The sequence below is a fragment of the Bacillus sp. FSL H8-0545 genome (assembly GCF_038006105.1).
Classification (GTDB): Bacteria; Bacillota; Bacilli; order Bacillales; family Bacillaceae_G; genus Bacillus_A; species Bacillus_A cereus_U.
Map to the genome: position 1 here is coordinate 3,560,713 of NZ_JBBOUO010000001.1, position 23,929 is coordinate 3,584,641.

Consider the following 23,929-nt stretch of genomic DNA (forward strand, 5'->3'; position numbering starts at 1 on the left):
CTTCTTATTTTTGTTTTTGCATATAAAAATACTGTTGTAAATAAAACGCGATACCGAAAATTAACATACCAAATACAAATATATTTCCAAATGAACTAAATGTTTCAAAAACGAACAATAGCGTTTCTTGTCCGAAAAAAGCAAATAAAAGTTGTGTAAATGCGAATAACAGTGCCCATATGTAATGATGTTGATGGAATAAATAATGTGTTGCGCCTAAAAAAGCTACAAGCGAAACAATGAAGATCCACCAAGTTTCTAAAAACAATTGCCAATTAGTAAATTGATATCCATTTACTAATATCGCAATAATTCCTATAACTGCCATCGTCGGCACACTCCATAATAATGCACGCCCTCTAAAGAAGCGCGCACCTTTTGCATCTCCTTTTTCATTTGCGATGTATGTTAGCACGACAGTACTTATATACAAAACAGAGAGGATTGTTAAAACAATGATAAGCCAAAAATGTAATTGATAATATTCATGCTCTATATTCGTCACAATTGCAGCTAACATACATGGAATAAACATCCCTGTCCAACCATCTATTTTTCTTTCGTTCCAAAACACCGTATTACCAATCCGAATTCCTAATAGCATAAAAATAATGATACCTAGTACAAATAACGTAGTCTTATTCCCTACTAAACTCGTTGAGAAAGCAATTAATCCAATAAATAAAAAAAGAACAAATCCATTCATAATTTCTAGTACAGGTGACAAATATCTTTTCACCCATTTGTATGTTTCTTCATATTCACTATTATTTGCTAAACGATAGGCGTAAAAACTTATCCCAAAATAAACCGCCGCAATAATAACATATGCATATAAGACGAAACATAAAATCGCACTGCTAATTTGCACGTAATTCCCCACCCTTTTTTCTATGTATCACATTGATTTTACACACTTTTCATACTAAAAGTAAACCTGTATAAGGTAGTTAAATAATTATCTTACCTATTAGTACTAATTAATAATGAGCAGTGGCTAAAAACCCCTGCTCATTATTAAGACGTCAAATTTAACTCTACTCATTTGTATGAAGGTGTCTAACACTAACAAATACAAAAGATGTTTTCGTCTCGGAACTAAAAAATCCCCACTCTAAACTGTTGCACAATTAGCGAGTAAGTTCACTTTCTATTTCCCTTCCACTTCACATATTGATTTAAAAATACAATCGCTTTCTCAATAACCTCTTCGTCTGGTTTTAATTTCGCATGATGTAAACCATATTCTGAATTTACTCCAAGCCAAAACATAAATCCAGGTATCTCTCGAAGCATATAACCGAAGTCTTCACCTGTCATTGCCTCCGTACATGTAATTACGTCCATATTCGTTTGTTCACGTGTAAATTGCATAAACTCTCTCGTTAACTCTTCATGGTTATACACTTGATGATACATCGCTCCGTAGTCAATAACAGCTTCACATTGAAAGGAAGCTTCTATTCCCGCAACAATTGCCTCAATTCGGCTTTTAACACGTTTCATTGATTCCACTGATAGCGTTCGGATTGTTCCTTCTAAACGAGACTTTTCTGCGATAATGTTTTGAACTGTACCACCTGTAATTTTCCCAATTGTAATTACCGCACTGTCAAGAGGATTCACATTACGACTAATAACTGATTGAAGTTGTGTAACGAGATGACTCGCTGCAACAATCATATCATTTGCTGTATGCGGATATGCAGCATGTCCACCTTTTCCTTTTAAATCAACGTATAACTCTGATGTATTCGCAAATAGTAAACCTTCTTTTGTCGCAATTGTTCCCACAGAGTATTCAGGCGCAATATGAAGTCCAAGAATCATATTAGGCTTCCATTCTTTTAACTCATCACTTTCTAACATAGGAAGTGCACCACCTGGACCTTCTTCAGCTGGTTGGAATATAAATACAATATCATCATCTATTCTTTCGCTTACAGCCGCTGTTAGAAGGCCTAAACCGATTGTTGCATGCAAATCATGTCCACATGCATGCATCATTCCTTCATGGACAGAAGAGAATTCATATCCAGTTTCCTCTGTAATAGGTAGACCGTCTATATCTGCACGATAACCTATTATTTTTTCAGGATTTTTCCCATTTATTTTAACAATTACACCTGTTTTCCATGTTCTCACTTCCAAATATTCGTTAGGAAGCGTTCCTATATAATCTAAAATATACTGTTGTGTTTTCCACTCTTTAAATCCGATTTCCGGAATTTTATGTAAATCTCTACGAACTTGGACAAATTTGCTTACTGTCATTTTTGCACCTCTATCTATAAAAAGCGTAAGAGCACATTCATGCTCTTACGCTTTTTGTTTTTTATTTCTCTGGGTTTAATTGACGAAGCTCTTGTTTGATTTCAGTTTTTGCTTTTGTCTTCTCATCAATTTCTTTAATTACACGTGCCGGAGTTCCCGCAACAACTGTATATGGAGGCACATCTTCTGTTACAACAGCTCCTGCTGCTACAACTGCACCTTTACCTACTGTAACGCCTTCTAAAACCACTACATTTGCACCAATTACAACATCATCTTCAACGATAACTGGTTTTGCAGAAGGTGGCTCAATAACACCGGCAAGTACAGCACCTGCACCTACGTGACAGTTTTTGCCAACTGTTGCACGTCCACCAAGCACTGCGTTCATGTCGATCATAGTACCTTCACCAATTACAGCACCGATGTTAATTGTTGCATTCATCATGATAACAGCGTTGTCACCAATTTCTACATGGTCACGAATAATCGCGCCTGGCTCAATACGAGCTTTAATACCTTTTAAATCAAGCATTGGAATTGCAGAATTACGACGGTCGTTCTCAACTACATAGTCAACAATGTGCTTGTTATTTTCATCAAGAATTGTCTTAATTTCAGACCATTCTCCGAATAATACACCAGATTTTTTATTTACAAATGCTTGTACCGTTTCAGGGAATGTTACTTCTTTTAAATCCCCTTTTATGTATACCTTTACAGGAGTTTTCTTTTCACTGTTTTGAATAAACGAAATAATTTCGTTAGCGTCCATCATTTTCATTCTTGTTGCCTCCTAAATCCATTTATAATGTTACTCTACCAAACGATAGAGCGAGTAGCAAGACAATAATCTTATTTTTCCATTTGAATTTCTTCTATAATTTCTAAAAATGCTTGTACTTGCTTCAACTGCCTTGCCGAGTCACTCGTCAATAACCATGTTTCTCTCGTTAATTGAACAGGTGTTTTATACATATTTTCCTGCACTTCTTTTAAAACAGTCGAAGGTAAAAGAGCGTAACCTATTCCATTTAAAACAAGCTGTTTGCACGTTTCAATTTGGTCAACTACAATCGTTCGCTTAGGTGGATTTGAAAATAATCCATACCACCAATTTTGTATTTGTCCATAGTAGGTCGAATCACTTTTAAATTGAATAAATGGTCTATTTGTCTCTTTTAACATCGAAATATCTTTTATTTCTTTATCAACTAAATATAATTCATCTTCAAATAATTGTTGTTTCTGCCCTTTGTATTCTTGTGATCCTCTCAGTATAGCAACATGAACGTCTCCTTCATAAAATTGCTTTTGCACTTCACTACTCCAGCCAGTAAACAGAGCTATCTTCACAGAAGGATACTTATGCACAAATTTTTTCAAAACAGGTGGAAGCCAATATTGCCCAATGACTGATGCAACAGCTATTTTTAACGTACCGTATGTTTCCGTTCTAAAAAGAGCCAGTTCACTTTTAATATCCTCTTCCCGTTGTAACATTTCTTTTGCATAATTTGCAACTTTTTCCCCTTCGGGTGTAATTGTTAATCCTTTTTGTGAACGAATAAAAAATTTCATTCCCCATTGTTTCTCCATAGATTGTAATCGTTGACTAAGCGCAGGTTGGGAAACAAATAAACGTTCCGCCGCTTTTCTCATATTTGATTCCTGAGCTAACACAACCATCATTTGAAAATCATCAATTTGCAACTTTCTCCCTCTTTCCTTAGCTTCCATACACCTAATTTTAATAAGCATTTCATCCTTAATTTAATTGCATACTTTTATACATTAGAACGGTTTGTTAGTTCAAAGTTTTCTTATGCTTTATGTCTTTTTAAATATAATACATACACAACTGATATGCACGAAAAAAAGTGACTTCGCCTTTTCAGTGAAGTCACTTTCCCTACGTTATCGATTATGCTGTCTCACTTTTTTATTCAATAATTTTAAAATAGCCCGACGTGTTAAAATACCCTCGAAGTAACCTTCTTCATTGACAGCGCAAATAAAAGGATGATCAATTGTCATTTCTAAAGCTTTTGCAAAAGAATCTTCTAACATAAGAACTGGAATCTCTTCCTTCATCACTTGTTCCACTTTCATATTCTCAAGTCTTTCAAACTCAATGTGATCTAATCCTAAAATACCATCTAAAATCATTGCAGTACTAATTAACCCATGTAATTTATACATAGGGTCTAAAACAGGAATCGCCGAATATCCAGATTTCACAAGAACGAGTAAAGCATGTTCTAAACCATTCCCTATTTGGACATGTGCTACTTTTTCTGATGAAATCATTAAATCCTTCACAAGAATTTGTTGAAACTCATCTTTCGGAATACTAATCATGTTACATCCCCCATTTCTCTTGCTTATATTCTCCAATCCTACTCACATTTTATGATAGCGTTTTCATATTATTGTTTTGTCCTAACATTCTTCTAATAAAAATAAAGATACACAACTATTTTAGCATACAACATAAAAAAAAGACTACCATTCCGGTAGTGCTTAATACCCTTTATTTTTTAATCGGTAAAACAATCTTGTAATTTTTTTATATTGCGTCACATCTGTCTGTTTTAAACCATTCTCAATGTCTGTAAGCTCCACCGCTAAAATTTCGCTCGCGTAATTTTGCTGAAACAGAATATCCAACAATAAATTTTCTTCTTCTCTTGTTAAAACAAATTCCTTTTCCATATGCTCCTCTCCTTGCACTCTCATTATATAAATTTTTCAGCTTATTTAGTAGATGTAATATTCAGTTTTCGTTAGGGATACTTAACGACTGCGAATATATAGACATCATTTCACATTATTTCGTATATCTGTTCGCATAACTAAATGCCGCATAAGCATCTGGTTTAATTTTTGCTGTTAATCCCATTGCTTGAATTTTCATCGTCATATCTAAAATAAATTCTTTTGTTAAACCATCATTCCCGATATCTAAATGAATTTCCATTATGAATCCTGCTCCATCTTGAGCGTATGGGTGCAATAAATCCCATATTGTTTGTATATGATTGGGAGTAAATAAATAGGCGATTTCTTGACTAAACTGTGTTTCTAAATATATTTTCTCTCGCAACGTTGCTGGCTTATTTTTCACTGATTTATGATGCAAACATCCCCATGCTCCTTTTCCAACCCGATGAATATGTATCGCTGTAATAAACCTCGTATCCTTTTGATGCGCTTGTGAGTCTGTCCCAATAGATAATCGATATAAATTTCGTGGATCCTTTTCAATGAAACTACAAATACGGTTAAATACCATATCAAAATTCAAATGTCTCTCTGAAACATTATAAAATGTATGCTCACCGTCCACATAGTCACGTCCTTTCAATTAGACAGACTTTTCGTATTCTCATTGTATGGGACAAAAACAAAAATTATAACTTACTACCCTTTATTCGTTTCAATATTTCGAATTACATAATTACAAAACTTACATGTATATATTACATTTTGATTAGACTGGGCGGTTAATACATGATTAATTTCAGCATGACTGTGACAATTAGGACAAATAACAATCGGTAAGCGTTCCATCCTTTGCACCTCCTATTAATATTTACTATCATTGTAGGAAAAATAAAAAATTCCTATACATATACATTTGTAAAAAACCTTTTATTTAATCGCGCCTTAAATTGCAACTTCTACTACCTGTATAGCCCATTAATTAATATAACTAAAAAAGGTACCGCCATTTGGCAGTACCTTTTTTATATGTATCAATTAATGATATCATAAATCTCAATTGCAACCATATCGATGTTATCGAATTGATACACTTGAGGTTTTTCACCTTGTTGATACACTTCTAATTCATACATTTCACTTTTATCGAAAAATTTCACGCTACATTTGCGCTCACCGTTCACTTCAAAATAGCGTTGTGCTACTTCACCGCTTTCAGCTTGTTCTTGTAGACTAACAAGTCGAGTTAAAATTCCTTGGAGTAGAGACATGAAATCTCTCCTTTCTCTGATCTTCCTACCAATAGGTTTTACAGCTATACTCATTCTATCCGTCATAACAGAAAAAACGTTCCACAATCTAGGATAAAGGTTCTTGGCCAGAAACTCAACTAAAATTTGTCGAAATACGAAGTAAAAAGATGAAAGAGCATCTTTTTACTTCTTTATTGCGCTTTTTATACTGGCAGAATATAATAAAAAACAGAAAAAGGGAGGAATTACAATGAAAAAAATTGAGGTTTATACACAACCTGATTGTCCGCCTTGTACCATTGTGAAAGAATTTTTAAAACATAATAACGTTGTATATGAAGAATTTGACGTAAAAAAAGACGCTGCTGCACGCAATCGTCTTTTATATGACTATGAGTCCTATTCAACTCCAACAGTTGTAATTGACGGAGAAGTTGTCGCAGGTTTTCAAATTGAAAAATTACAACAGCTACTCGGTATAGAATAGGAATAGGGGACACCTATCCCTATTCTCATAATTGTTGTAACCTTTTTATTTCAGTCAACAGTTCCTGACTTTCATGATACCCTGCTAGTTTCCATTTTCCATTATCCTTTTGCAATGTCACAATTTGATATTGTCCACTCTTTGCCCGCTCGTAGACATATAAATTTTTATGTTCCTCATCATAAGACATTTTTGTTTCTGAATTAAAGGAAAACGGAGCTTCTTTTGCTGGAAGTAAATATTCACCACTTTGTTTTTCATTTCTACTGTTTTCATCTGTAAAAACTTGAAGGAAATTATTTGTAAAATATGGTGATAACGTCTCTATCATCTTATTCATAGATATTTGCTTCCCGCGAATTGAAAATTGCGTCTCATAACCTTTTTGTATCGTTGTAAACACTTCTTTCCGATCCACTTTCACTTCTTCTTTTCCTAAAACAGTTGTGACACTATAGCCAACTAGAAAGGCAACACATATAAATAGAACAAACCATATTCCATATTTCTTCATTTTTTCACCTTCCTTTTAAAAGAGCTTGTCTTTGTAGTATTCATTGTAACAATGATTATGCAAAGAAAGGGATGATTTCGTTCGTAAAATCTTTACAACGATAGACAGCATTTTCATCATCATTTTCACTATTACCAATTTATGATAAAAACAAACAAAAAAATGCACGAATCTCTTCGTGCATTAAAATAAAACATCTTCCTCATATAAATATTCATACGATAAATCTATAAATAAAAAGTTTTCATCATCAATCGGGAATGAAAATGTTCGTACCATTTCACCAGTTTCGATATCAGCATATAAATCTGAAAGTCTTGCCTTATTCTCAAAACGCATTTTCATTATATTTTCTAAAAAATACGGGCGCCAGCTCCAGTTCTTCATATAATACTCTGGCATAATGATCCATTCACCATCTTTTTTCATAATATTACTAGATTGTTGGAAGCCATCTTCATTACAAATAAATATCCGAAAACTATATTGTGATATGCTTTGGCTAAATTGTAATAACCAATCATTTATATCTTCATTCTTTTTTTGTTTTGACAGAACATCACCAATTCGATCACGTAACATCTCTGTTAAATTATAAATTTTTTGTAACTTCTTCTTCTCATGCAGAATAAATTGATGACATTCATTACCAAGTCGCTCTTTTAAAACATTCGTTTCAATAAAATCAGGTAAACATTCTTTCAAATAATTACCTTGATAATATCTACCGCCGTTTTTCCAAGCATATTGTAGTTGATAAAAAGCATCAATTTCTTCATATAACAATGTCGCACCAATTCTTCTAGCAAGTAAAGATAAGGAATATAAAATATCTTGATAAGATTGTAAAAGTGCAGTTTGCCTTAAATTTGTTAAATCTACTTTTAAAATATCCGGTGCTAACACGCTAATACGCTCTAAATTACTTGTACCCGTTCCGACTTTATTAATCGAAATTTGAATACCATATGTACGATAATACATCAGTAAATGATTAAATTGTTCTATATCTTCTTTACATTCATGTTCTGTTATTTCTAGAACAATGCGTTGTAAGTTCAAACCTTGTTCTTCATACATCAGCAAAAGTTGAAGTAAACTTTCATCTTCATCATTCATTAATACATTAGCATTCCGATGTATAAATAATAATAATTTTTGATCCGTTTCTAAATACCTATTTAACGCTTTTTCTACAATGATGTTATCCGCTTCAAGTTGGAACTCACTCGGAATAGAATCATCATGGAAGAAAGATGCTAAACTTTGTATGCCCTCTTCTGTTTGAATACGTCCTACAACTTCATATCCAATTACTGTATGCTCATCAGCACTAAAAATAGCTTGATAATAAGGAAGGACTTTATCCAAGTTACTCATTACATCTAACGCATCTATCAACGTGCTTCCCTCCCTTTACTTTTCAAAAATTATAACACGATATTTACGGAAAAATAATAAAAAATCCCTTCAGTTTTCCTGAAGGGATTAGAGGGGTAAAATGCTAAGGGGAATTAGCAATTCTACTATGAAGAAAAAAGAGGTCTTAAATATAACGTATATATTCCCCTTTGTAAACACATTTCTCTCACATGTCACAACTTCGTCACATTTTACCAAAGAAAAAATAATAAATCATTCATTTTCCATCCCTTTTAAAATGGATATTGGTGCAAATGCTGGCCACCATCCATTGTCATACAAGTTCCATTTATGTATGCAGCTTCATCTGAACATAAATAATAAGCTAGACCCGCAATTTCTTCTGGTGTCCCCAGCCTACCAAGTGGGACACTTTGTATTGTACGCTTAGCCATTTCTTCTGAAATCCATAATTTATCGGCACCACCTGTACGTTCAATTGGTCCTGGTGCGATAGCGTTAATTCGTATCCCATATTTACGTCCCCACTCAACAGCAAGAGTTTTTGTCATTGCTAATACACCAGCTTTAGCTGCTGCCGAATGGATAACCCCTGGGCCTGCATCCCATGCATATGTTGCCACCATGTTAATAATATTTCCTTTTATACCTTTTCCAATCCAATATTTACCAACAGCCTGACTGCAATAAAATGTACCATTTAATACAATATTAATTACCGAATTCCAGCCATTCACAGATAAGTCCTCTGCTGGACAAATAAAGTTTCCGGCTGCATTATTTATTAAAATATCAATTCGTCCAAACTTCTCATCAATATGTTCAATCATTTTTTGAATATCATCAGTATTTCGTACATCCATTTGTACAGATAATACTTGCCCTGGAAACTGTTCAATTTCTAACTTTGCTTCTTCTAGCTTTTCTTTTGTACGCCCTGTAATAACAACTCGTGCCCCTTCTTTCGCAAAACGAGTCGCCATCCCTTTTCCCATTCCACTTGATCCACCTGTTATAATAACTACCTTCTCTTTCACATACATCCCCTCCAAAAAATGAATACACATTCATTTTATCACTTTATTTGATAGAAATCTTTATATTTTTCAATTTTTCTGATATTTTAACGTAAAGGGGTTTCTTTTCGTTCATTTTTTCGTAATCTATACTACTTTTTTAGTGTTTAAAATATATTTCCAAAAAACTGAAGGGAGATTCGAGTAACCTGTATATGAAGAAAATTACAAGAAGAAATTTTTTAAAATCTGGAATACGCACTTGTCTATATTCATTTATAACCGCTAGTATCGGCTATTATTATGCTAAATATATAGAGCCCTATTTGCTTTCTTTTACGCAACACACACTTAAATCACAGCTCATACCAAAAGGTTTTCATGGTATGAAAATCCTTCAATTTAGCGATTTACATCTAGGATACTATTTCTCTCTCCAACATTTATCTCAAATCGTTTCCAAGATTAATGCTGAAAAGCCAGATATTGTCCTTTTTACTGGTGATCTCATTGATAATTACCAAACATATACCGAGGCTCCTTTTGTTGCATCCATTTTAAAGAATATACAGGCACCCTTCGGTAAATTTTCTATTTATGGTAACCACGACCATGGTGGATATGGAACTGAATACTATGATCACATCATGCGCGAATCTGGATTTGAACTTTTGCAAAATAGCGAAAAACGAATTCGTTTACTGGATAATAGTGAAATTTCTATTTTCGGGCTCGATGATATGCTACTAGGTAAACCAAAAATAGCGGAAACTTTACAACATGCAAAACAAAATATTTATACAATTGTTCTCGTTCACGAACCAGATATCGCGCCACAAATCGCAACATATCCAATCAATCTTCAACTTTCTGGTCATAGCCATGGCGGACAAGTACAAATCCCTTTTTTAGGTGCTATTATTACCCCGTCGCTTGCAAAAGAATATATTGAGGGTTTCTATAACATTCAAGGTTTGACTCTTTATGTCAATCGAGGTATTGGAAGAACACGTGTCCCATTCCGCTTTATGTCAAAACCTGAAATTACACTCTTCATCCTACAACATTCGTAACAATTCGCCTATTTTCTTACATATCCTTTCTTGTACGCGCTCATCCACACTTGGTCCACCATATGATAAAAATGAGTCCAGTAAAGGAGGTTTGTTCATGTATCCATATTATCAACCAATCCCAGTTCGTTCAGCATCTATTGGCCCAGCAGGCGACTCACGCTTCTTTCCATTTTTCGGTGTTCCATTTCTAGCTGGAATTGCTGGAGGGTTACTCGGTGGAGCATTAGCTTTCGGCCCTAGACCGTTTTATCCGCCATATCCACCGCCTTTCCCACCACCAGCACCCTTTCCTTGTTACGGAGGGCCTTGTCAACAACCATACTATTATTAATTTAAAACAACGATTCTTCTAATGTTTTTCTATCAACGAACCGATTTATCACACGCCTATAATAAAAAACTATTCTCTCTACTCATTCTTCCATTTATGGAAGAATGAGTAGAGAAAAAAATAAAAACCTCTTAATTTCGATTAAGAGGTTTTTACTTTTTCTCTATTATTCAGCATCTGTATTTTGGTACGCCATCTTAAATAAATTCACTTGGCTATCAATTTCTTCTATACTACTATTAATTATATAATAATAGTCACCATCTTTATTTTGTTCACGTGTTTTCACATTATCGGCTAAAATTAGCTGTAAAATTGCCTTTATTCTCGCTTTCATTTCAATATCTAAAATCGGGAAGGATATTTCTACTCGTTTTTCCATATTTCGCGTCATCAAATCAGCTGAAGATAAATATATTTTTTCATCTCCATTATGATGGAAATAATAAATACGGCTATGTTCTAAATATCTTCCCACAACACTAACTACACGAATATTTTCACTTACATTTGGAATACCAGGTCTTAAACAACATGTCCCTCTAACGATGAGCTCTATCCTTACCCCAGCTTGCGATGCTTCATACATTTTTTTTATTAACGGTTTATCTGTTAACGAATTCATCTTAGCGATAATATATCCATTTCCATATTGTCTATGGTAACGAATTTCCTCATCTATTAACTCCATAAACTGCTCTCTTATATCAAACGGGGCAACAGATAAATGATGAAAATGCGGTTTTTTTGTATAACCACTCAAATAATTAAAGAAATTTGTTGCATCTACACCAAAGTCTTTTCGCGATGTAATATATCCAAAATCGGTATACAACTTCGCTGTTGCATCATTATAATTTCCGGTTCCAAGATGTACAAACCTTTCAATTTTTCCGTTTCTTCTTCTTACAACTAACGTAATTTTACTATGCGTTTTCAAGTGACTTACTCCGTAAATAACGTGACATCCGGCCTGTTCCAATTCTTTAGCCCAATTAACATTATTCTCTTCATCAAACCTCGCCTTTAACTCAACCAATACCGTCACTTGTTTTCCTTTTTCAGCTGCTACCTTCAACGCCTGAATTATTGGAGAATCTCCACTTACACGATATAATGTTTGTTTGATTGCAAGTACATTCGAGTCATCTGCCGCATCACGGACAAAATCAACGACTGGCTGAAACGACTCAAAGGGATGGTGTAATAAAATATCATGTTCTATCGCTTTTTCAAATACATCTTCCTCATCACCTAAATCTTGAGGAGGTTGAGGAATAAGAGCCGGATATACTAGATGTTCATATAAAGGCGCTAATTTTTTATATAAGGAGAATAAACATGTTAAATCTAACGGTCCATCCATCATGTACACATCTTCATCTTTTACTTCCAACACCTCATACAATAACGCTAACACTCTTTCATCAATGTGTTCTTTACCAACTTCTAAACGAACGGCAGCTCCCCACTTACGCTTTTTCAATTCTTTTTCAATTACTTTTAATAAATCGCGTGCACCTTCTTCATGGATTGTTAAATCCGCATTACGTGTAATACGGAAACGAGTAACAGGTGATACGTTATATCCTGTGAATAATTTATGAGTAAAACCACTAATTACATCTTCTAATAAAATAAATTTATGTTTTTGCCCTTCACTCGGTAAAAATATGAAACGCTCCAGTAAAGAAGGCACTTGGACAATTCCTAACTTCGTGCGATTTTCTTCCTCTGCCTGCTTCTCATCGTATAAAATAGTAGCTAAATTCAAGCTTTTATTTAATAACATAGGAAATGGACGATACGCATCAATAGCTACAGGAGTTAACACTGGAAAGATTTGTTCATCAAAATACTCTTCGATAAATTCCCTCTGCTCTTTCGTCAAATCATGGAATGTTAGACGCTCAATCCCCTCTAGTTCAAGCGCTGGCAATACGTAACCTTTAAACGTATCATACTGTACAGTCATTAAGTCATGAGCTTTTATCGCAATCTTATTTAATTGTTTCTTCGGTGTTAAACCTGCTTTATTTTCTGGCTGATTAAATCCAGCACTTACTTGATCTTTCAAACCTGCTACGCGCACCATAAAAAATTCATCTAAATTTGAACTGAAAATACTAATAAACTTTAATCTTTCTAAAAGTGGATTATTTTCATCTTGCGCTTCTTGTAGTACACGTTCATTAAAAGCTAACCAGCTCAACTCGCGGTTATTATAATACGCTGTATCATTTAAATTTACTAAATTCCCCTTTAGCAATTCCATTCTCTTCACACTTCCCTTTGAAACTTTTTCACTATAATTTAGTTACTTTTATTTTATCAAATTATAATATTCCAAAGTGTTAATTTTTCGTAAAGACATCCGTACAACTTAACATCCTGATTCGAATAATAAGTTAATATTCGTTTTCAATACTCTTTCTAACTGCTTTTTTTGTTTTTCAGCTTGCACTTTTTCCGCTAATGCCGATTGCTCACATACAATTCTAAATGTTAATCCTTCTTTACTTTCTGTTATAGATATCGTTTCAACAAGCGCTCTTTGTCTCACATTTAAAGCGGCTGAAAATTGCAAAACAGCTCCTAATAACCGGATTTTTTTTTGTTCACTTTTATCAAACCATCCTTCAAATGGGGCTAAATGTTGTTTAAATAACATTTTTGATTTGTATGAAGCAATAAGTGCTAATCTAACTCGATCTTTATGCATCATGCCATCAATTGTTTTATTCGCTAGTAAATAAAACGTATGTAAGCGGCTCGCTTCTTCATCAATGTACTTCCCTATATTAAATACTTTCGCCGCTTGATGGAATATTTCCCAGTCTTTTTCCGACATAGAAATAAGTCCTACTCCTTCAAGTTGTTTACAAATCAATGTTCCTTGTTTAATAAGTTGAACTACAAATTCCATATCCATTTCGTATTCATATGATAATAAATATAAGCTTTCTTCTACTACGTTCGGATAGTACGAAATCCCCAAATCTTTCGCTAATTCTTCATAAAAAACACCTTCTCTTAATCCTTTTTTACTCAATATAAATGCCGGTGCCTCTATAACGTTAACAAGCATATGAAAGACTTCGACTGCTGGAATAATTGTATCTGCTCGATCTTTTGCTAACCCCTCCATCTTTTGAAGCTCTATGAACGACAATTCTTTTAATTCCTCTTTTACATGTTTAATATCTTCTTCTTTCATTTTGTATAAATGTAATCCAGCTATAGGATAACAAATTAAATTTTGATGGATTTTCACCATATTCCTCGCACTCCCCCCAATTGCGATAAGGGGTAATTCTTTATCGATTAACCATGGTAGCGTTCGAAATTGATACCATAAATAGTTTTTTATTTCCTCTAACTCTTCTGTAGTAGGAATATCACCTTGAATAAATTGTTGCTTTAAAGAAAGTGCTCCAAAAGGAAAGCTATGATATTCTAAAATTTCTCTATTTCGAAAGTATGTAACTTCTGTACTCCCCCCACCAATATCAACTGTAATTCCTTCTGAAAATGAAGTGGAATTCATAACTGCTAAATAACCGTAACGTGCTTCTTCATATTCTGATAAAACTCTAAGAGTAAAATCTGTTTGCCCTTCAACAAGTTTTTTAATTTCATCTTGATTCTCAGCCTGTCTAATTGTTGCCGTTGCAACGCAAAGTACATGATGTAACTTATGGAATCGTGTACTTTCTTGAAATTGAAATAATGTTTGTAATAATACTTCTATTCCTTCTTCACTTAATACACCATTTACTAAATAATTTCTTAACCTAGCGACCACTTTCGTATTTTCAATCTCTTTATAAAAACCCCCGCTTTGTTTTTCATAAATAACTAAACGCATTGTATTAGAACCAATGTCTATAATGGCATATTGTAGTTTTAATATTTTTTTCAAACTTCTCACTCTTTCATTATCAAATTTCTGAAACATATTCTATCACTATTATACAAAATAGTTGTTTTTTGTAACAATATTGCTTTAATATTGAAAATATATACAATTACTTTTTGCATATAATAAAAACCCATTTTATTTATGCTATAATAAGGAAAACTTGAAAGGAGATTCAATATGAAACCTTCACAACCCCAATCTCAATTACATAATCAACATTCTATTAATAGACTAGCTCAATCTATTTTCGTTGTGAATCGTCATGCTAAAGCTGCAACTAACCCTAAGTACTTATATTGGTTAAAAAAGACTGCTTTAGAACGCTTAATTACTGAAAAAAAGGCTATCAAAGAAGGATTACATTTTTCTAGAAATCCACGTTTTAGTCAACAACAATCCGATGTTCTTATACGTTTAGGTGATTATTTTTTCCATATCCCTCCTACGAAAGATGATTTTCGCACCCTACCGCATCTTGGTCACCTTGAATCCTCCTATCGAAATCCGAAAACAACCTTATCTTTAACAATAGCAAAAAAAACACTTCAAGATTATATTGGTCCTGAAGCATTAAAACAAGAAAAAAAATTAAACGAAGCAGTTCCATGGTATAGCCGTACCTATACAAAAAAATAAAACAGTTTGGCCCATATTAGGCCAAACTGTTTTATTTTTTATCTTCCTTAATTTTAATATTCGCTTGTTTATAGAATGCAACTTTTTCTGTATTATATGATTTCGTATATTCATTAAACTTATCTTTTTCTGTCTCAATATCTTTATATGCTTGGTTTACTAACTTTACTTTCTCGCTAATATCTTTTAATTTTGTACCTTTATCTTGTAGCATTGTATATAATTCTTTTTCTTGCTTTAAAGATTTATTATAGCTATCGTACATCTTTTGGAATGAATCATGTCGTTTCTCATAAGTACTCTTTACTTTATCCGCCTGGTCTTTTAATTTATTATCTTCAATTTTCTTCACATGCTTATCAGCTGACTTCACTTCTTCTTGCGCTTTATTTAAAGCCTCTTTTTCTTTAATAAGAACTTTTTCTCGTTCAGCTGTATTTTTCACTGCTTGATCAAGCTTATCCTTAACAGCCTGATTATTATCTTTTCCTTCTTGGACAATTTGATTATATAATACTTGCCCCTCTTTCTCTAATGACTCTAATTTTTTCGCATCTTCAAACATTGTTTTTTCTTGCTTGGCAGCATTTTCAAATGCAACATATAGCTCCTCTTCTGGTTTTGGGCCGAAACAACCAGCTAGTAAAGTCATTGATAATGCAGTTACAATTGCTAATTTATTATATTTCAACATCTTTTCCTCCTATTAATAAACGATCATCGTGCCAAAAATTCCATGAAAAACATGTAACTTCTTTATCTATTTCACGCTCGCATCTTTTTTACGAAGATCATCAATAATTATTTATACTGCTTGTACAATTTTCGCACTTGAAATTATGTAATATCTTAAAACATAAAGGTATTTACCTTAATCTTACCTACTGCAAGAAACACTATAATGTTTCACCTGATAAAAGATGATCGTTGACCTCTCACGTCTATCATTCCCTTTCTCACTTTCTATCAAATAACCTCTTTGTCCATTTTACATAGTGCAAAGGTGACCTCGCAACTCTTACAAAGATTCTTTTAATTTCTTAAAAAGGAAAAGTGTAGAGCATGCTTTCCTCTACACTTTTAAAATGAAACGCATTGTGCAAAATGCATTGACACATCCACAGACAATTATATGCTGATTTCATATATTTTTAAAGACTTTTGTTACAAAAAAAAGTTTTCTTGTAACAAAAGACAAAAAAATGTTACAAAAAATTCTTTATATCATACTTCTTCAAATCAAAGTTTCATTCATGACTTTGCAAGTTTCTATAATTATACAATTGATTTTGTGCCTTTCTAAACAAATCTTCAAAAGTTTTCCCTTCTATCGGATAACTTGCAGCCCCAAATAATAGTGTGACACTTAATAAATCATTCGCTATTTCATTTTGAATATTTTTGATTAATCGATTTGTTATTGTTGACTTTTCATAGCCATTATCAACAGCTACGATAACATATTTATTTTCATCCCATCTCGTAACTACATCGCCTTTTCGAACTGTCTTTACAATTGTACGTTCTACTCTTTGGACTAGCTCATCTAACTTTTTTTCTTGCACTGTGTCTTTTAATACATCCCATTCTTTTACGGAAAGAATATACACTGTAATATTACGAGAATCTCTTTCTGATAAAGCAGCTACTTTCCCAAAAAAATCAACGACAAAATCGTTATTTGTCATTCCTCCTACTTCAATATTTACACGCGCATTCGCTCTTTTATCGTACCAATGTCCAAAATAATAGCTTAGTATCATTTGCAATATATAAATAATAAAGACGGTATAAAATGATCGCGAATCCAGTTTTGTAATTACGTCCTGCAGCGCAATCCATTCTGTAACTGCCACTGTATTCCCAAGTAGTAATCCACTTATTTTCCCTTTATATTTCATACTTTCCCTCCCTTCTATACTAATATATGCTTCTATAACAATAATGTTTTTCTACAAAATAAAAAATGTACATATTCCATGTACATTTCTACTTAAGCTCGTATACCTTTTCTATTTTATTTCATATATATACTATATATCGTTTTTAGAAAGGAGTGACCTATATGCCTCAAAAAGAAAATCTATCAGATATTATGCGCTTACTAGCTGGCTTTTTATTATCATTAAACTTACTATTTAACTCTTTCGGAATAAACTTCATTACAAACGATCAAATTGACGCTCTAGTAAATGTTATTTCATTTCTATTCATTCTATATTTTGGATACAAAAATAACTATGTTGGAAAAAAAGGAGTGGAACAAAAGAAATTACTCAAGAAGCACAATCTTCATTAAAGAAGGAACCTTTCGCACAGGTTCCTTCTTATCATTTTCTGACAACCACTTCATTTGTTTGTAGCGGTCCATATGATACTCCTTTATATTGAAATGTATATGTAGCCTGAAATAATGAATTGGGAGGAGCTTTATCTTTATTTGCTTTTATTTGACAAATTAATTCTACCCTTTCACTCGGCGATAGATTATCGATTCGCCACCTTACAAGCTGAAATAAAAACTCACTTATTCCCTTATCTGCTTTTAAAGAGTTTGGGATATACGCGAAATAATCACGAATCATATGACTTACAACTACTCGCGAAATCATTTCAACACCTTTATTTTCAACTTCAAGTCGAATAATTAGTATGTCATTAACATCATAGATTATCTCATATGAAAATTTTTCTTTATACATACTACGGATTTGCAATGTGACTGCTACATTAGATGCTTCCGTATCCTTTTTAGAACCATCAATCCACAAAACCGGCTGTAACGGTATAGAATACCTTCCTTGATCCGAAATTCGTTTCCATATTTTCATAATATATTCACCTCATTCCAGATGTATCATCTATACAACTTTATTCTGCCTCTCGATGCAATAAACTACACTAAGAAAAAATATTGAGCTTGTTACAAACCATTTTAAATTTTTCTTTTCCTTTTATCCTATTCGACAATATAAAGAAAAAACCATTTTTAATAGGTTGACACAGGTTATTCTTTAATTAAATATTTTTTTACAATTTCCTTCCGTAACTACATAAAAAAATAAATTCTTACTCTCTCTTTTCGTCAATATAATAAAATACTTTGGCTTAAGAAAACATTTACCTTTTAGTCAAATTTGACTATAATATAATTTATGATTTCCATCCTTTATATCATGTCAATGCAATTTTTTATAAATGAAGAGGGAACGATACAAACTGTACATAAAGTTTGTACGCATTGCACTAAAAAACTTAAGTTAGTTTAATTTTCAATAAAGGAGGGCTATATTTGGAAGCGCAACTTTCAAAAAAAGATTCAAGTAAAACAAAATTTGTTGTTGCTGGTTTACTACTTGGTATTCTAATGGCAGCAATGGATAACACAATCGTCGCAACTGCGATGGCAACGATTGTCGGAGACTTAGGAGGGTTCGACAAATTCGTTTGGGTCACATCTGCCTACATGGTAGCAACAATGGCCGGAATGCCTATATTCGGTAAGCTTTCTGATATGTACGGGCGGAAACGTTTTTATATTGGCGGACTAATTCTTTTCTTATTCGGTTCTGCACTTTGCGGGACAGCATCAAGTATTGAACAACTAAGTATTTATAGAGCCATTCAAGGAATTGGTGGCGGAGCTCTTATGCCTATCGCATTTACAATTATGTATGATATATTCCCGCCTGAAAAACGCGGAAAAATGACCGGACTATTTGGTGCTGTTTTCGGAACATCTAGTGTTTTCGGACCTTTATTAGGTGCTTACATTACAGATTATATAAGTTGGCACTGGGTCTTCTATATTAATATTCCATTAGGACTTATTTCCTTCTTCTTCATTACTAAATACTATAACGAGTCTCTAGAATATAGAAAACAAAAAATTGACTGGGCTGGTGCCATTACACTTGTCATTAGTATCATTTGCTTAATGTTTGCCCTAGAACTTGGTGGTAAGGAATATGCATGGAACTCTAATGTGATTATTGGTTTATTTTCAACTGTTATTATTATGCTTATTATTTTCTTCTTCGTAGAAAGAAACGCAACCGAGCCTATTATTTCTTTCCATTTATTTAAAAAACCTTTATTTGCAGCTAGCCAAGGTGTTGCCTTTTTCTATGGCGCAGCTTTTATCATCTGTACAGTTTATATTCCAATCTTCGTTCAAGGTGTTCTCGGTGGTTCAGCCTCAAATGCTGGATTAATTTTGACACCTATGATGGTAGGATCTGTAATTGGAAGTCAAACTGGTGGACAGTTAGCTTCACGAACAAGTTATCGTAACATCATGATAGTATCTGGAGTTTTCTTCGTTCTTGGTATTTATTTACTAAGTACTTTAACAATGGAAACACCTCGTACACTCGTAACAATGTTTATGGTACTTGCTGGACTTGGAGTTGGATTCTCCTTCTCAGTTTTAAGTATGGCATCTATTCACAAACTAGAAATGAGAGATCGCGGTTCTGCTACATCAACAAATTCATTCTTCCGTTCACTCGGTATGACTCTTGGTGTAACGATTTTCGGTACAATTCAAAATCATGTTTTCACTGATAAATTAAAAGCAGTCTTCCCTCCTGAACTAGCAAAAATGGCTCCTAAAGGTGGAGACACAAGCTTTTTATTATCACCAAATGCTACTGAAAAGCTACCTCCTGAAGTACTGAGCGGAATTAAGGAGGCTCTTGCAACATCTATTGCTAATACGTTCTTCTGGGCACTTATTCCGGCCATACTAAGTATTATTTGTATTTTGCTTATGGGAAATGAGCGCCTCTTCACAGGACCAGAAACGAAACAAAAACAAAAGAAAGTAAGTTAGTATAGAAAAAAGAAACGGCATATCCCTTTATGAAAAAGGATATGCCGTTTATAATATATATAAAGTTTCTATATACAGGAGTTGAGACAGCATGAGTATGAAATTAGTCATTCTCGGCTTGCTACTCGAAGGAGATAAACATCCATATGAAGTGCAGCACATTATGAAAGAACGACACATGGATTGTTATATTAAATACGCAAAAGGATCACTGTACTACGCCTTCGAGCAATTAGAAAAGCAAGGCGCAATTCGCATTACAACTATTGTTCGAGATACGAATAGACCAGATAAAACAATCTTTCATATAACAGAAGAAGGTAAACGGCTATTTCACACGTTACTATTAAAACAGTTCGAAGCAAAAAACCAAATATATAAACCGATCTATTCCGCACTCTCTTTTGCTCATTTTGGTGATGATCGAGAGTTAGTTCCTATTTTAGAAAAAAAGAAAAATGATACCGTTCAATATTTACATAAAATGCAAACTATATACGATTGTAGCAAAGGGAACATTCCACGTGCACAACTATACATTTTACAAAGCGTTATTGAGCATATTACCGTTGAATTACAATGGTTAAACACCCTCCTTACAGATGCAGTGGCAGGACGGCTTTCAGAAATTGATATTGATGAAGGTTAAGTTTCCGAAGAAGATAGCCCTCTTCTTCGGAAACTTAACCACAATTTATTTCAATTCTCATACCTTTTCTCCACTTATAAAAATCAGAATATTTAAAATAATAATTAATAAAAAACTTTAGAATTTTCTCTTTTTAAAACAGTGGACAAAATTCAAAAAATTGTGTTAGAATTTGTTTCAATATCATATCGCTTGTTAAATTCCTTTCAAAAGGAAAATAGGTACACGGAAATTTCGTTTCGTGTTTAAAAGGGAAGCTTGGTGAAACTCCAACACGGTCCCGCCACTGTAAATGCTGAGATTTCTTTTCTATGCCACTGTGAAAACGGGAAGGTGAAAGAAATTATATAAAGCATAAGTCAGGAGACCTACCTGTTTTAACAACACTGATAGACTCACGGATGATGATGAGGTGTTAAAAACAAAAAGGAAGGCTTATTTTTCTATGCCTTTATGCTTTTTGTTATAGGTATTTCCGAGTAAACGGAAATGCTTACTTTCAATTAGGGAGGAATTTAAAATGGCAATTCAAACAAGTAACTTAGGTTATCCACGTATCGGACTACAACGAGAGTGGAAAAAAACATTGGAAGCTTTTTGGTCCAATAAAATTGATGAAGAACAATTTTTAACGACAATGAAAGAAATTCGCCTTCAACACGTCAAAGTACAGCAAGAAAAAGGAATTGAATTAATTCCAGTTGGCGATTTTACATATTATGACCACGTTCTGGATACGGCCTACATGTTAGGATTCATCCCGTCACGTTTTTCAGAGTTTACCTCTTACCTTGATGTATATTTTGCAATGGCACGCGGCTCTAAAGATCATGTTGCTTCTGAAATGACAAAATGGTTTAACACAAACTATCATTACATTGTTCCTGAATATGAAGAAGGATTACAAATCTCTTTAAAAGACAATCGTCCTCTTCGTTTATATGAAGAAGCGAAAAAAGAGTTAGGTGTTGATGGAAAACCAGTTATTTTAGGACCTTATACATTCCTAAAACTAGCAAAAGGTTATAACGAAGAGCAATTTGCCACTATTTTAAAAGAGCTAGTTGCACCTTATGTACAATTATTCTCTGAATTACACGCAGCTGGAGCACAAATTATTCAAGTTGACGAACCAATCTTCGCATCTTTAACAAAAGATGAAATTAATCAAGCGAAAGAACTTTACGAAGCTATTCATAAAGAAGTTCCGAATGCTAATCTTCTTCTACAAACATATTTTGATAGTGTAGAAGAGAACTATGAAGAAATCATTACATTCCCTGTTTCTGGTATTGGATTAGACTTTGTTCATGGCAAAGAAGGTAATGTAAATGCTATTTCAAAATATGGATTCCCAGCTGATAAAATTTTAGCTATCGGTTGTATAGATGGCCGTAACATTTGGAGAGCTGATCTTGATGATGTACTTTCTTTATTTACAACATTACAAAATCAAATCACAGCAAAAGGTTTCATTGTTCAACCTTCTTGTAGCTTATTGCATACTCCAATTGATAAAACGGGAGAAACGCACTTAGCAACTGAATTATTTGATGCACTTGCATTTGCTAATCAAAAATTAGAAGAACTAGTCCTTATCCATTCTGCTCTTACTAAAGGTGTAGAAAGCATAAGTAGCGATTTGACAACATATCGTAATGCACATCATGCAATCCGCTCATCAGCTGCACGTAATCGTGAAGATGTAAAAGTGGCACGTACATCACTTAAAGAAGATGATTTCTCACGTCCCCTTCCATTTGAAAAACGATATGAACTACAGCAAGTAGCTTTACAATTACCGTTGTTACCAACAACAACTATCGGTAGCTTCCCGCAAACATCTGAAGTTCGTCAAACACGTAAACAGTGGCGTAACGGCGATATTACAAATGAACAATATAATCAATTCATTGAACAAGAAACTGCAAAGTGGATTCGTTACCAAGAAGATATTGGTCTTGATGTACTAGTACATGGTGAATTCGAAAGAACTGACATGGTGGAATATTTTGGCGAAAGACTTGCTGGTTTCTCCTTTACTAAAAACGGATGGGTACAATCATACGGTTCCCGTTGCGTAAAACCACCTGTTATTTATGGTGATGTTGCCTTTATAAGTGGAATGACTATTAGAGAAACTGTATATGCACAAAGCTTAACAGAGAAAGTAGTAAAAGGTATGCTCACTGGACCTGTCACTATTTTAAATTGGTCATTCGTTCGAAATGATATTTCAAGAAAAGAAGTTTCATATCAAATTGCATTAGCACTTCGTCATGAAATTGAATTACTTGAATCTTCCGGAATTAGAGTAATCCAAGTCGATGAGCCTGCACTTCGTGAAGGTATGCCGTTAAAAGAAAAAGATTGGGATGCATACATTACATGGGCAGTTCAATCATTCCTTTTAGCAACATCTTCTGTAGAAAATGAAACACAAATTCATACTCATATGTGTTACAGTAACTTCGAAGATATTGTAGATGCAATTCGTGCATTAGATGCAGATGTTATTTCTATCGAAACATCAAGAAGTCATGGAGAATTTATTAATACATTAAAACATACAACTTATGAAAAAGGAATTGGTCTAGGTGTATATGATATTCATAGCCCACGTGTCCCAAGTAAAGATGAAATGTTCGCAATCTTAGAACAATCTTTACAAGTATGTGATCCTAAATATTTCTGGATTAATCCAGACTGTGGTTTAAAAACACGAAGAACTGAGGAAGTTATACCTGCTTTAGAGCACATGGTTCAGGCAGCAAAAGACGCTCGTTCTCTCCTAAAAACAAACGCATAATAAAAAAACGTGTTATCCTTC

Annotated in this window: 25 protein-coding genes and 1 riboswitch; of the genes, 8 read left to right on the forward strand and 17 right to left on the reverse strand. The window is 33.6% G+C overall.

Annotated features, from left to right (window positions below):
- Window positions 1-4: 4 nt before the first annotated feature.
- The 9 genes from MHI07_RS18560 to MHI07_RS18600 all read right to left on the reverse strand — a co-directional run bounded on the left by MHI07_RS18560 (window position 5) and on the right by MHI07_RS18600 (window position 6,269).
- Window positions 5-871 carry a hypothetical protein gene (locus tag MHI07_RS18560; protein WP_002160672.1) on the reverse strand — a complete coding sequence of 289 codons (867 nt, stop codon included), beginning with the start codon at window positions 869-871 and terminating at the stop codon, window positions 5-7.
- A 272-nt stretch (window positions 872-1,143) separates the two neighbouring features.
- The gene (locus tag MHI07_RS18565; RefSeq protein WP_215579501.1) at window positions 1,144-2,274 is read right to left on the reverse strand and encodes an N-acetyldiaminopimelate deacetylase; all 1,131 of its coding nucleotides are present in this window, start codon (window positions 2,272-2,274) and stop codon (window positions 1,144-1,146) included.
- Window positions 2,275-2,335: 61 nt separating this feature from the next.
- On the reverse strand, window positions 2,336-3,058 hold the full coding sequence (gene dapD, locus MHI07_RS18570) for a 2,3,4,5-tetrahydropyridine-2,6-dicarboxylate N-acetyltransferase (RefSeq protein WP_002014841.1): 723 nt from the start codon (window positions 3,056-3,058) through the stop codon (window positions 2,336-2,338).
- Between the two features lie 71 nt (window positions 3,059-3,129).
- A complete protein-coding gene (locus tag MHI07_RS18575) occupies window positions 3,130-4,014 on the reverse strand; it encodes a LysR family transcriptional regulator (protein ID WP_033710806.1) in 885 nt (294 codons plus the stop codon).
- A 177-nt stretch (window positions 4,015-4,191) separates the two neighbouring features.
- The gene (gene cbpB / locus MHI07_RS18580; protein ID WP_002145988.1) at window positions 4,192-4,635 is read right to left on the reverse strand and encodes a cyclic-di-AMP-binding protein CbpB; all 444 of its coding nucleotides are present in this window, start codon (window positions 4,633-4,635) and stop codon (window positions 4,192-4,194) included.
- A 162-nt stretch (window positions 4,636-4,797) separates the two neighbouring features.
- Entirely contained in the window at window positions 4,798-4,989 is a 192-nt protein-coding gene (gene abbA, locus MHI07_RS18585) for an antirepressor AbbA (protein ID WP_002145987.1), read from the reverse strand.
- Between the two features lie 115 nt (window positions 4,990-5,104).
- Window positions 5,105-5,623 carry a ribonuclease H-like YkuK family protein gene (locus MHI07_RS18590; protein ID WP_002111508.1) on the reverse strand — a complete coding sequence of 173 codons (519 nt, stop codon included), beginning with the start codon at window positions 5,621-5,623 and terminating at the stop codon, window positions 5,105-5,107.
- A gap of 74 nt (window positions 5,624-5,697) precedes the next feature.
- Window positions 5,698-5,847, reverse strand: coding sequence for a hypothetical protein (locus MHI07_RS18595; protein WP_002160670.1), 150 nt, complete (start codon window positions 5,845-5,847; stop codon window positions 5,698-5,700).
- A gap of 185 nt (window positions 5,848-6,032) precedes the next feature.
- Window positions 6,033-6,269, reverse strand: coding sequence for a YkuJ family protein (locus tag MHI07_RS18600; protein WP_002111509.1), 237 nt, complete (start codon window positions 6,267-6,269; stop codon window positions 6,033-6,035).
- Window positions 6,270-6,501: 232 nt separating this feature from the next.
- Between MHI07_RS18600 and MHI07_RS18605 the strand changes: the two genes are divergently transcribed.
- Complete coding sequence (locus MHI07_RS18605) at window positions 6,502-6,738, forward strand: glutaredoxin family protein (RefSeq protein WP_002111510.1); 237 nt, start codon at window positions 6,502-6,504, stop codon at window positions 6,736-6,738.
- 25 nt (window positions 6,739-6,763) lie between these two features.
- Here MHI07_RS18605 and MHI07_RS18610 read toward each other — a convergent pair whose 3' ends face one another.
- The 3 genes from MHI07_RS18610 to fadH all read right to left on the reverse strand — a co-directional run bounded on the left by MHI07_RS18610 (window position 6,764) and on the right by fadH (window position 9,672).
- Complete coding sequence (locus MHI07_RS18610; RefSeq protein WP_002111512.1) at window positions 6,764-7,252, reverse strand: DUF3993 domain-containing protein; 489 nt, start codon at window positions 7,250-7,252, stop codon at window positions 6,764-6,766.
- A 183-nt stretch (window positions 7,253-7,435) separates the two neighbouring features.
- The gene (locus tag MHI07_RS18615) at window positions 7,436-8,653 is read right to left on the reverse strand and encodes an EAL domain-containing protein (protein ID WP_215579503.1); all 1,218 of its coding nucleotides are present in this window, start codon (window positions 8,651-8,653) and stop codon (window positions 7,436-7,438) included.
- Window positions 8,654-8,907: 254 nt separating this feature from the next.
- The gene (fadH, locus tag MHI07_RS18620) at window positions 8,908-9,672 is read right to left on the reverse strand and encodes a 2,4-dienoyl-CoA reductase (RefSeq protein WP_340825588.1); all 765 of its coding nucleotides are present in this window, start codon (window positions 9,670-9,672) and stop codon (window positions 8,908-8,910) included.
- Window positions 9,673-9,866: 194 nt separating this feature from the next.
- Here fadH and MHI07_RS18625 point away from each other — a divergent pair, with 194 nt between their 5' ends.
- Together MHI07_RS18625 and MHI07_RS18630 are read left to right on the forward strand one after the other, a co-directional pair.
- Window positions 9,867-10,724, forward strand: coding sequence for a metallophosphoesterase (locus MHI07_RS18625; protein WP_016106053.1), 858 nt, complete (start codon window positions 9,867-9,869; stop codon window positions 10,722-10,724).
- 97 nt (window positions 10,725-10,821) lie between these two features.
- Window positions 10,822-11,058, forward strand: coding sequence for a hypothetical protein (locus MHI07_RS18630; RefSeq protein WP_002145984.1), 237 nt, complete (start codon window positions 10,822-10,824; stop codon window positions 11,056-11,058).
- A 166-nt stretch (window positions 11,059-11,224) separates the two neighbouring features.
- On the opposite strand, the gene MHI07_RS18635 is transcribed toward MHI07_RS18630, so the two are convergent.
- Both MHI07_RS18635 and MHI07_RS18640 read right to left on the reverse strand, forming a co-directional pair.
- Window positions 11,225-13,333, reverse strand: a complete 2,109-nt coding sequence (locus tag MHI07_RS18635; protein ID WP_002160668.1) for a polyphosphate kinase — start codon at window positions 13,331-13,333, stop codon at window positions 11,225-11,227.
- A gap of 108 nt (window positions 13,334-13,441) precedes the next feature.
- Window positions 13,442-15,016: a Ppx/GppA family phosphatase gene (locus tag MHI07_RS18640; RefSeq protein WP_080025061.1), complete on the reverse strand. Its 1,575-nt coding sequence runs from the start codon at window positions 15,014-15,016 to the stop codon at window positions 13,442-13,444.
- A gap of 141 nt (window positions 15,017-15,157) precedes the next feature.
- Between MHI07_RS18640 and MHI07_RS18645 the strand changes: the two genes are divergently transcribed.
- A complete protein-coding gene (locus MHI07_RS18645; protein ID WP_002160666.1) occupies window positions 15,158-15,616 on the forward strand; it encodes a YkyB family protein in 459 nt (152 codons plus the stop codon).
- Window positions 15,617-15,647: 31 nt separating this feature from the next.
- Here MHI07_RS18645 and MHI07_RS18650 read toward each other — a convergent pair whose 3' ends face one another.
- Both MHI07_RS18650 and MHI07_RS18655 read right to left on the reverse strand, forming a co-directional pair.
- On the reverse strand, window positions 15,648-16,310 hold the full coding sequence (locus tag MHI07_RS18650; protein ID WP_002066948.1) for a YkyA family protein: 663 nt from the start codon (window positions 16,308-16,310) through the stop codon (window positions 15,648-15,650).
- Window positions 16,311-16,863: 553 nt separating this feature from the next.
- A complete protein-coding gene (locus MHI07_RS18655) occupies window positions 16,864-17,517 on the reverse strand; it encodes a diguanylate cyclase domain-containing protein (RefSeq protein WP_078172896.1) in 654 nt (217 codons plus the stop codon).
- A gap of 164 nt (window positions 17,518-17,681) precedes the next feature.
- On the opposite strand from MHI07_RS18655, the gene MHI07_RS18660 reads away from it, so the two are divergent.
- On the forward strand, window positions 17,682-17,915 hold the full coding sequence (locus MHI07_RS18660; RefSeq protein WP_002160664.1) for a phage holin: 234 nt from the start codon (window positions 17,682-17,684) through the stop codon (window positions 17,913-17,915).
- A gap of 31 nt (window positions 17,916-17,946) precedes the next feature.
- Here the strand turns inward: MHI07_RS18660 and MHI07_RS18665 are convergent, their stop codons facing one another.
- Complete coding sequence (locus tag MHI07_RS18665; protein ID WP_002160663.1) at window positions 17,947-18,447, reverse strand: hypothetical protein; 501 nt, start codon at window positions 18,445-18,447, stop codon at window positions 17,947-17,949.
- 461 nt (window positions 18,448-18,908) lie between these two features.
- Here MHI07_RS18665 and MHI07_RS18670 point away from each other — a divergent pair, with 461 nt between their 5' ends.
- From MHI07_RS18670 to metE, 3 genes are all read left to right on the forward strand, one after another.
- Window positions 18,909-20,450, forward strand: coding sequence for an MDR family MFS transporter (locus MHI07_RS18670; RefSeq protein ID WP_078172895.1), 1,542 nt, complete (start codon window positions 18,909-18,911; stop codon window positions 20,448-20,450).
- A 91-nt stretch (window positions 20,451-20,541) separates the two neighbouring features.
- A complete protein-coding gene (locus tag MHI07_RS18675; protein ID WP_002160661.1) occupies window positions 20,542-21,099 on the forward strand; it encodes a PadR family transcriptional regulator in 558 nt (185 codons plus the stop codon).
- 202 nt (window positions 21,100-21,301) lie between these two features.
- A riboswitch (cobalamin riboswitch) is annotated at window positions 21,302-21,489 on the forward strand.
- A 130-nt stretch (window positions 21,490-21,619) separates the two neighbouring features.
- Window positions 21,620-23,908: a 5-methyltetrahydropteroyltriglutamate--homocysteine S-methyltransferase gene (metE, locus tag MHI07_RS18680; protein WP_215579511.1), complete on the forward strand. Its 2,289-nt coding sequence runs from the start codon at window positions 21,620-21,622 to the stop codon at window positions 23,906-23,908.
- Window positions 23,909-23,929: the final 21 nt, after the last annotated feature.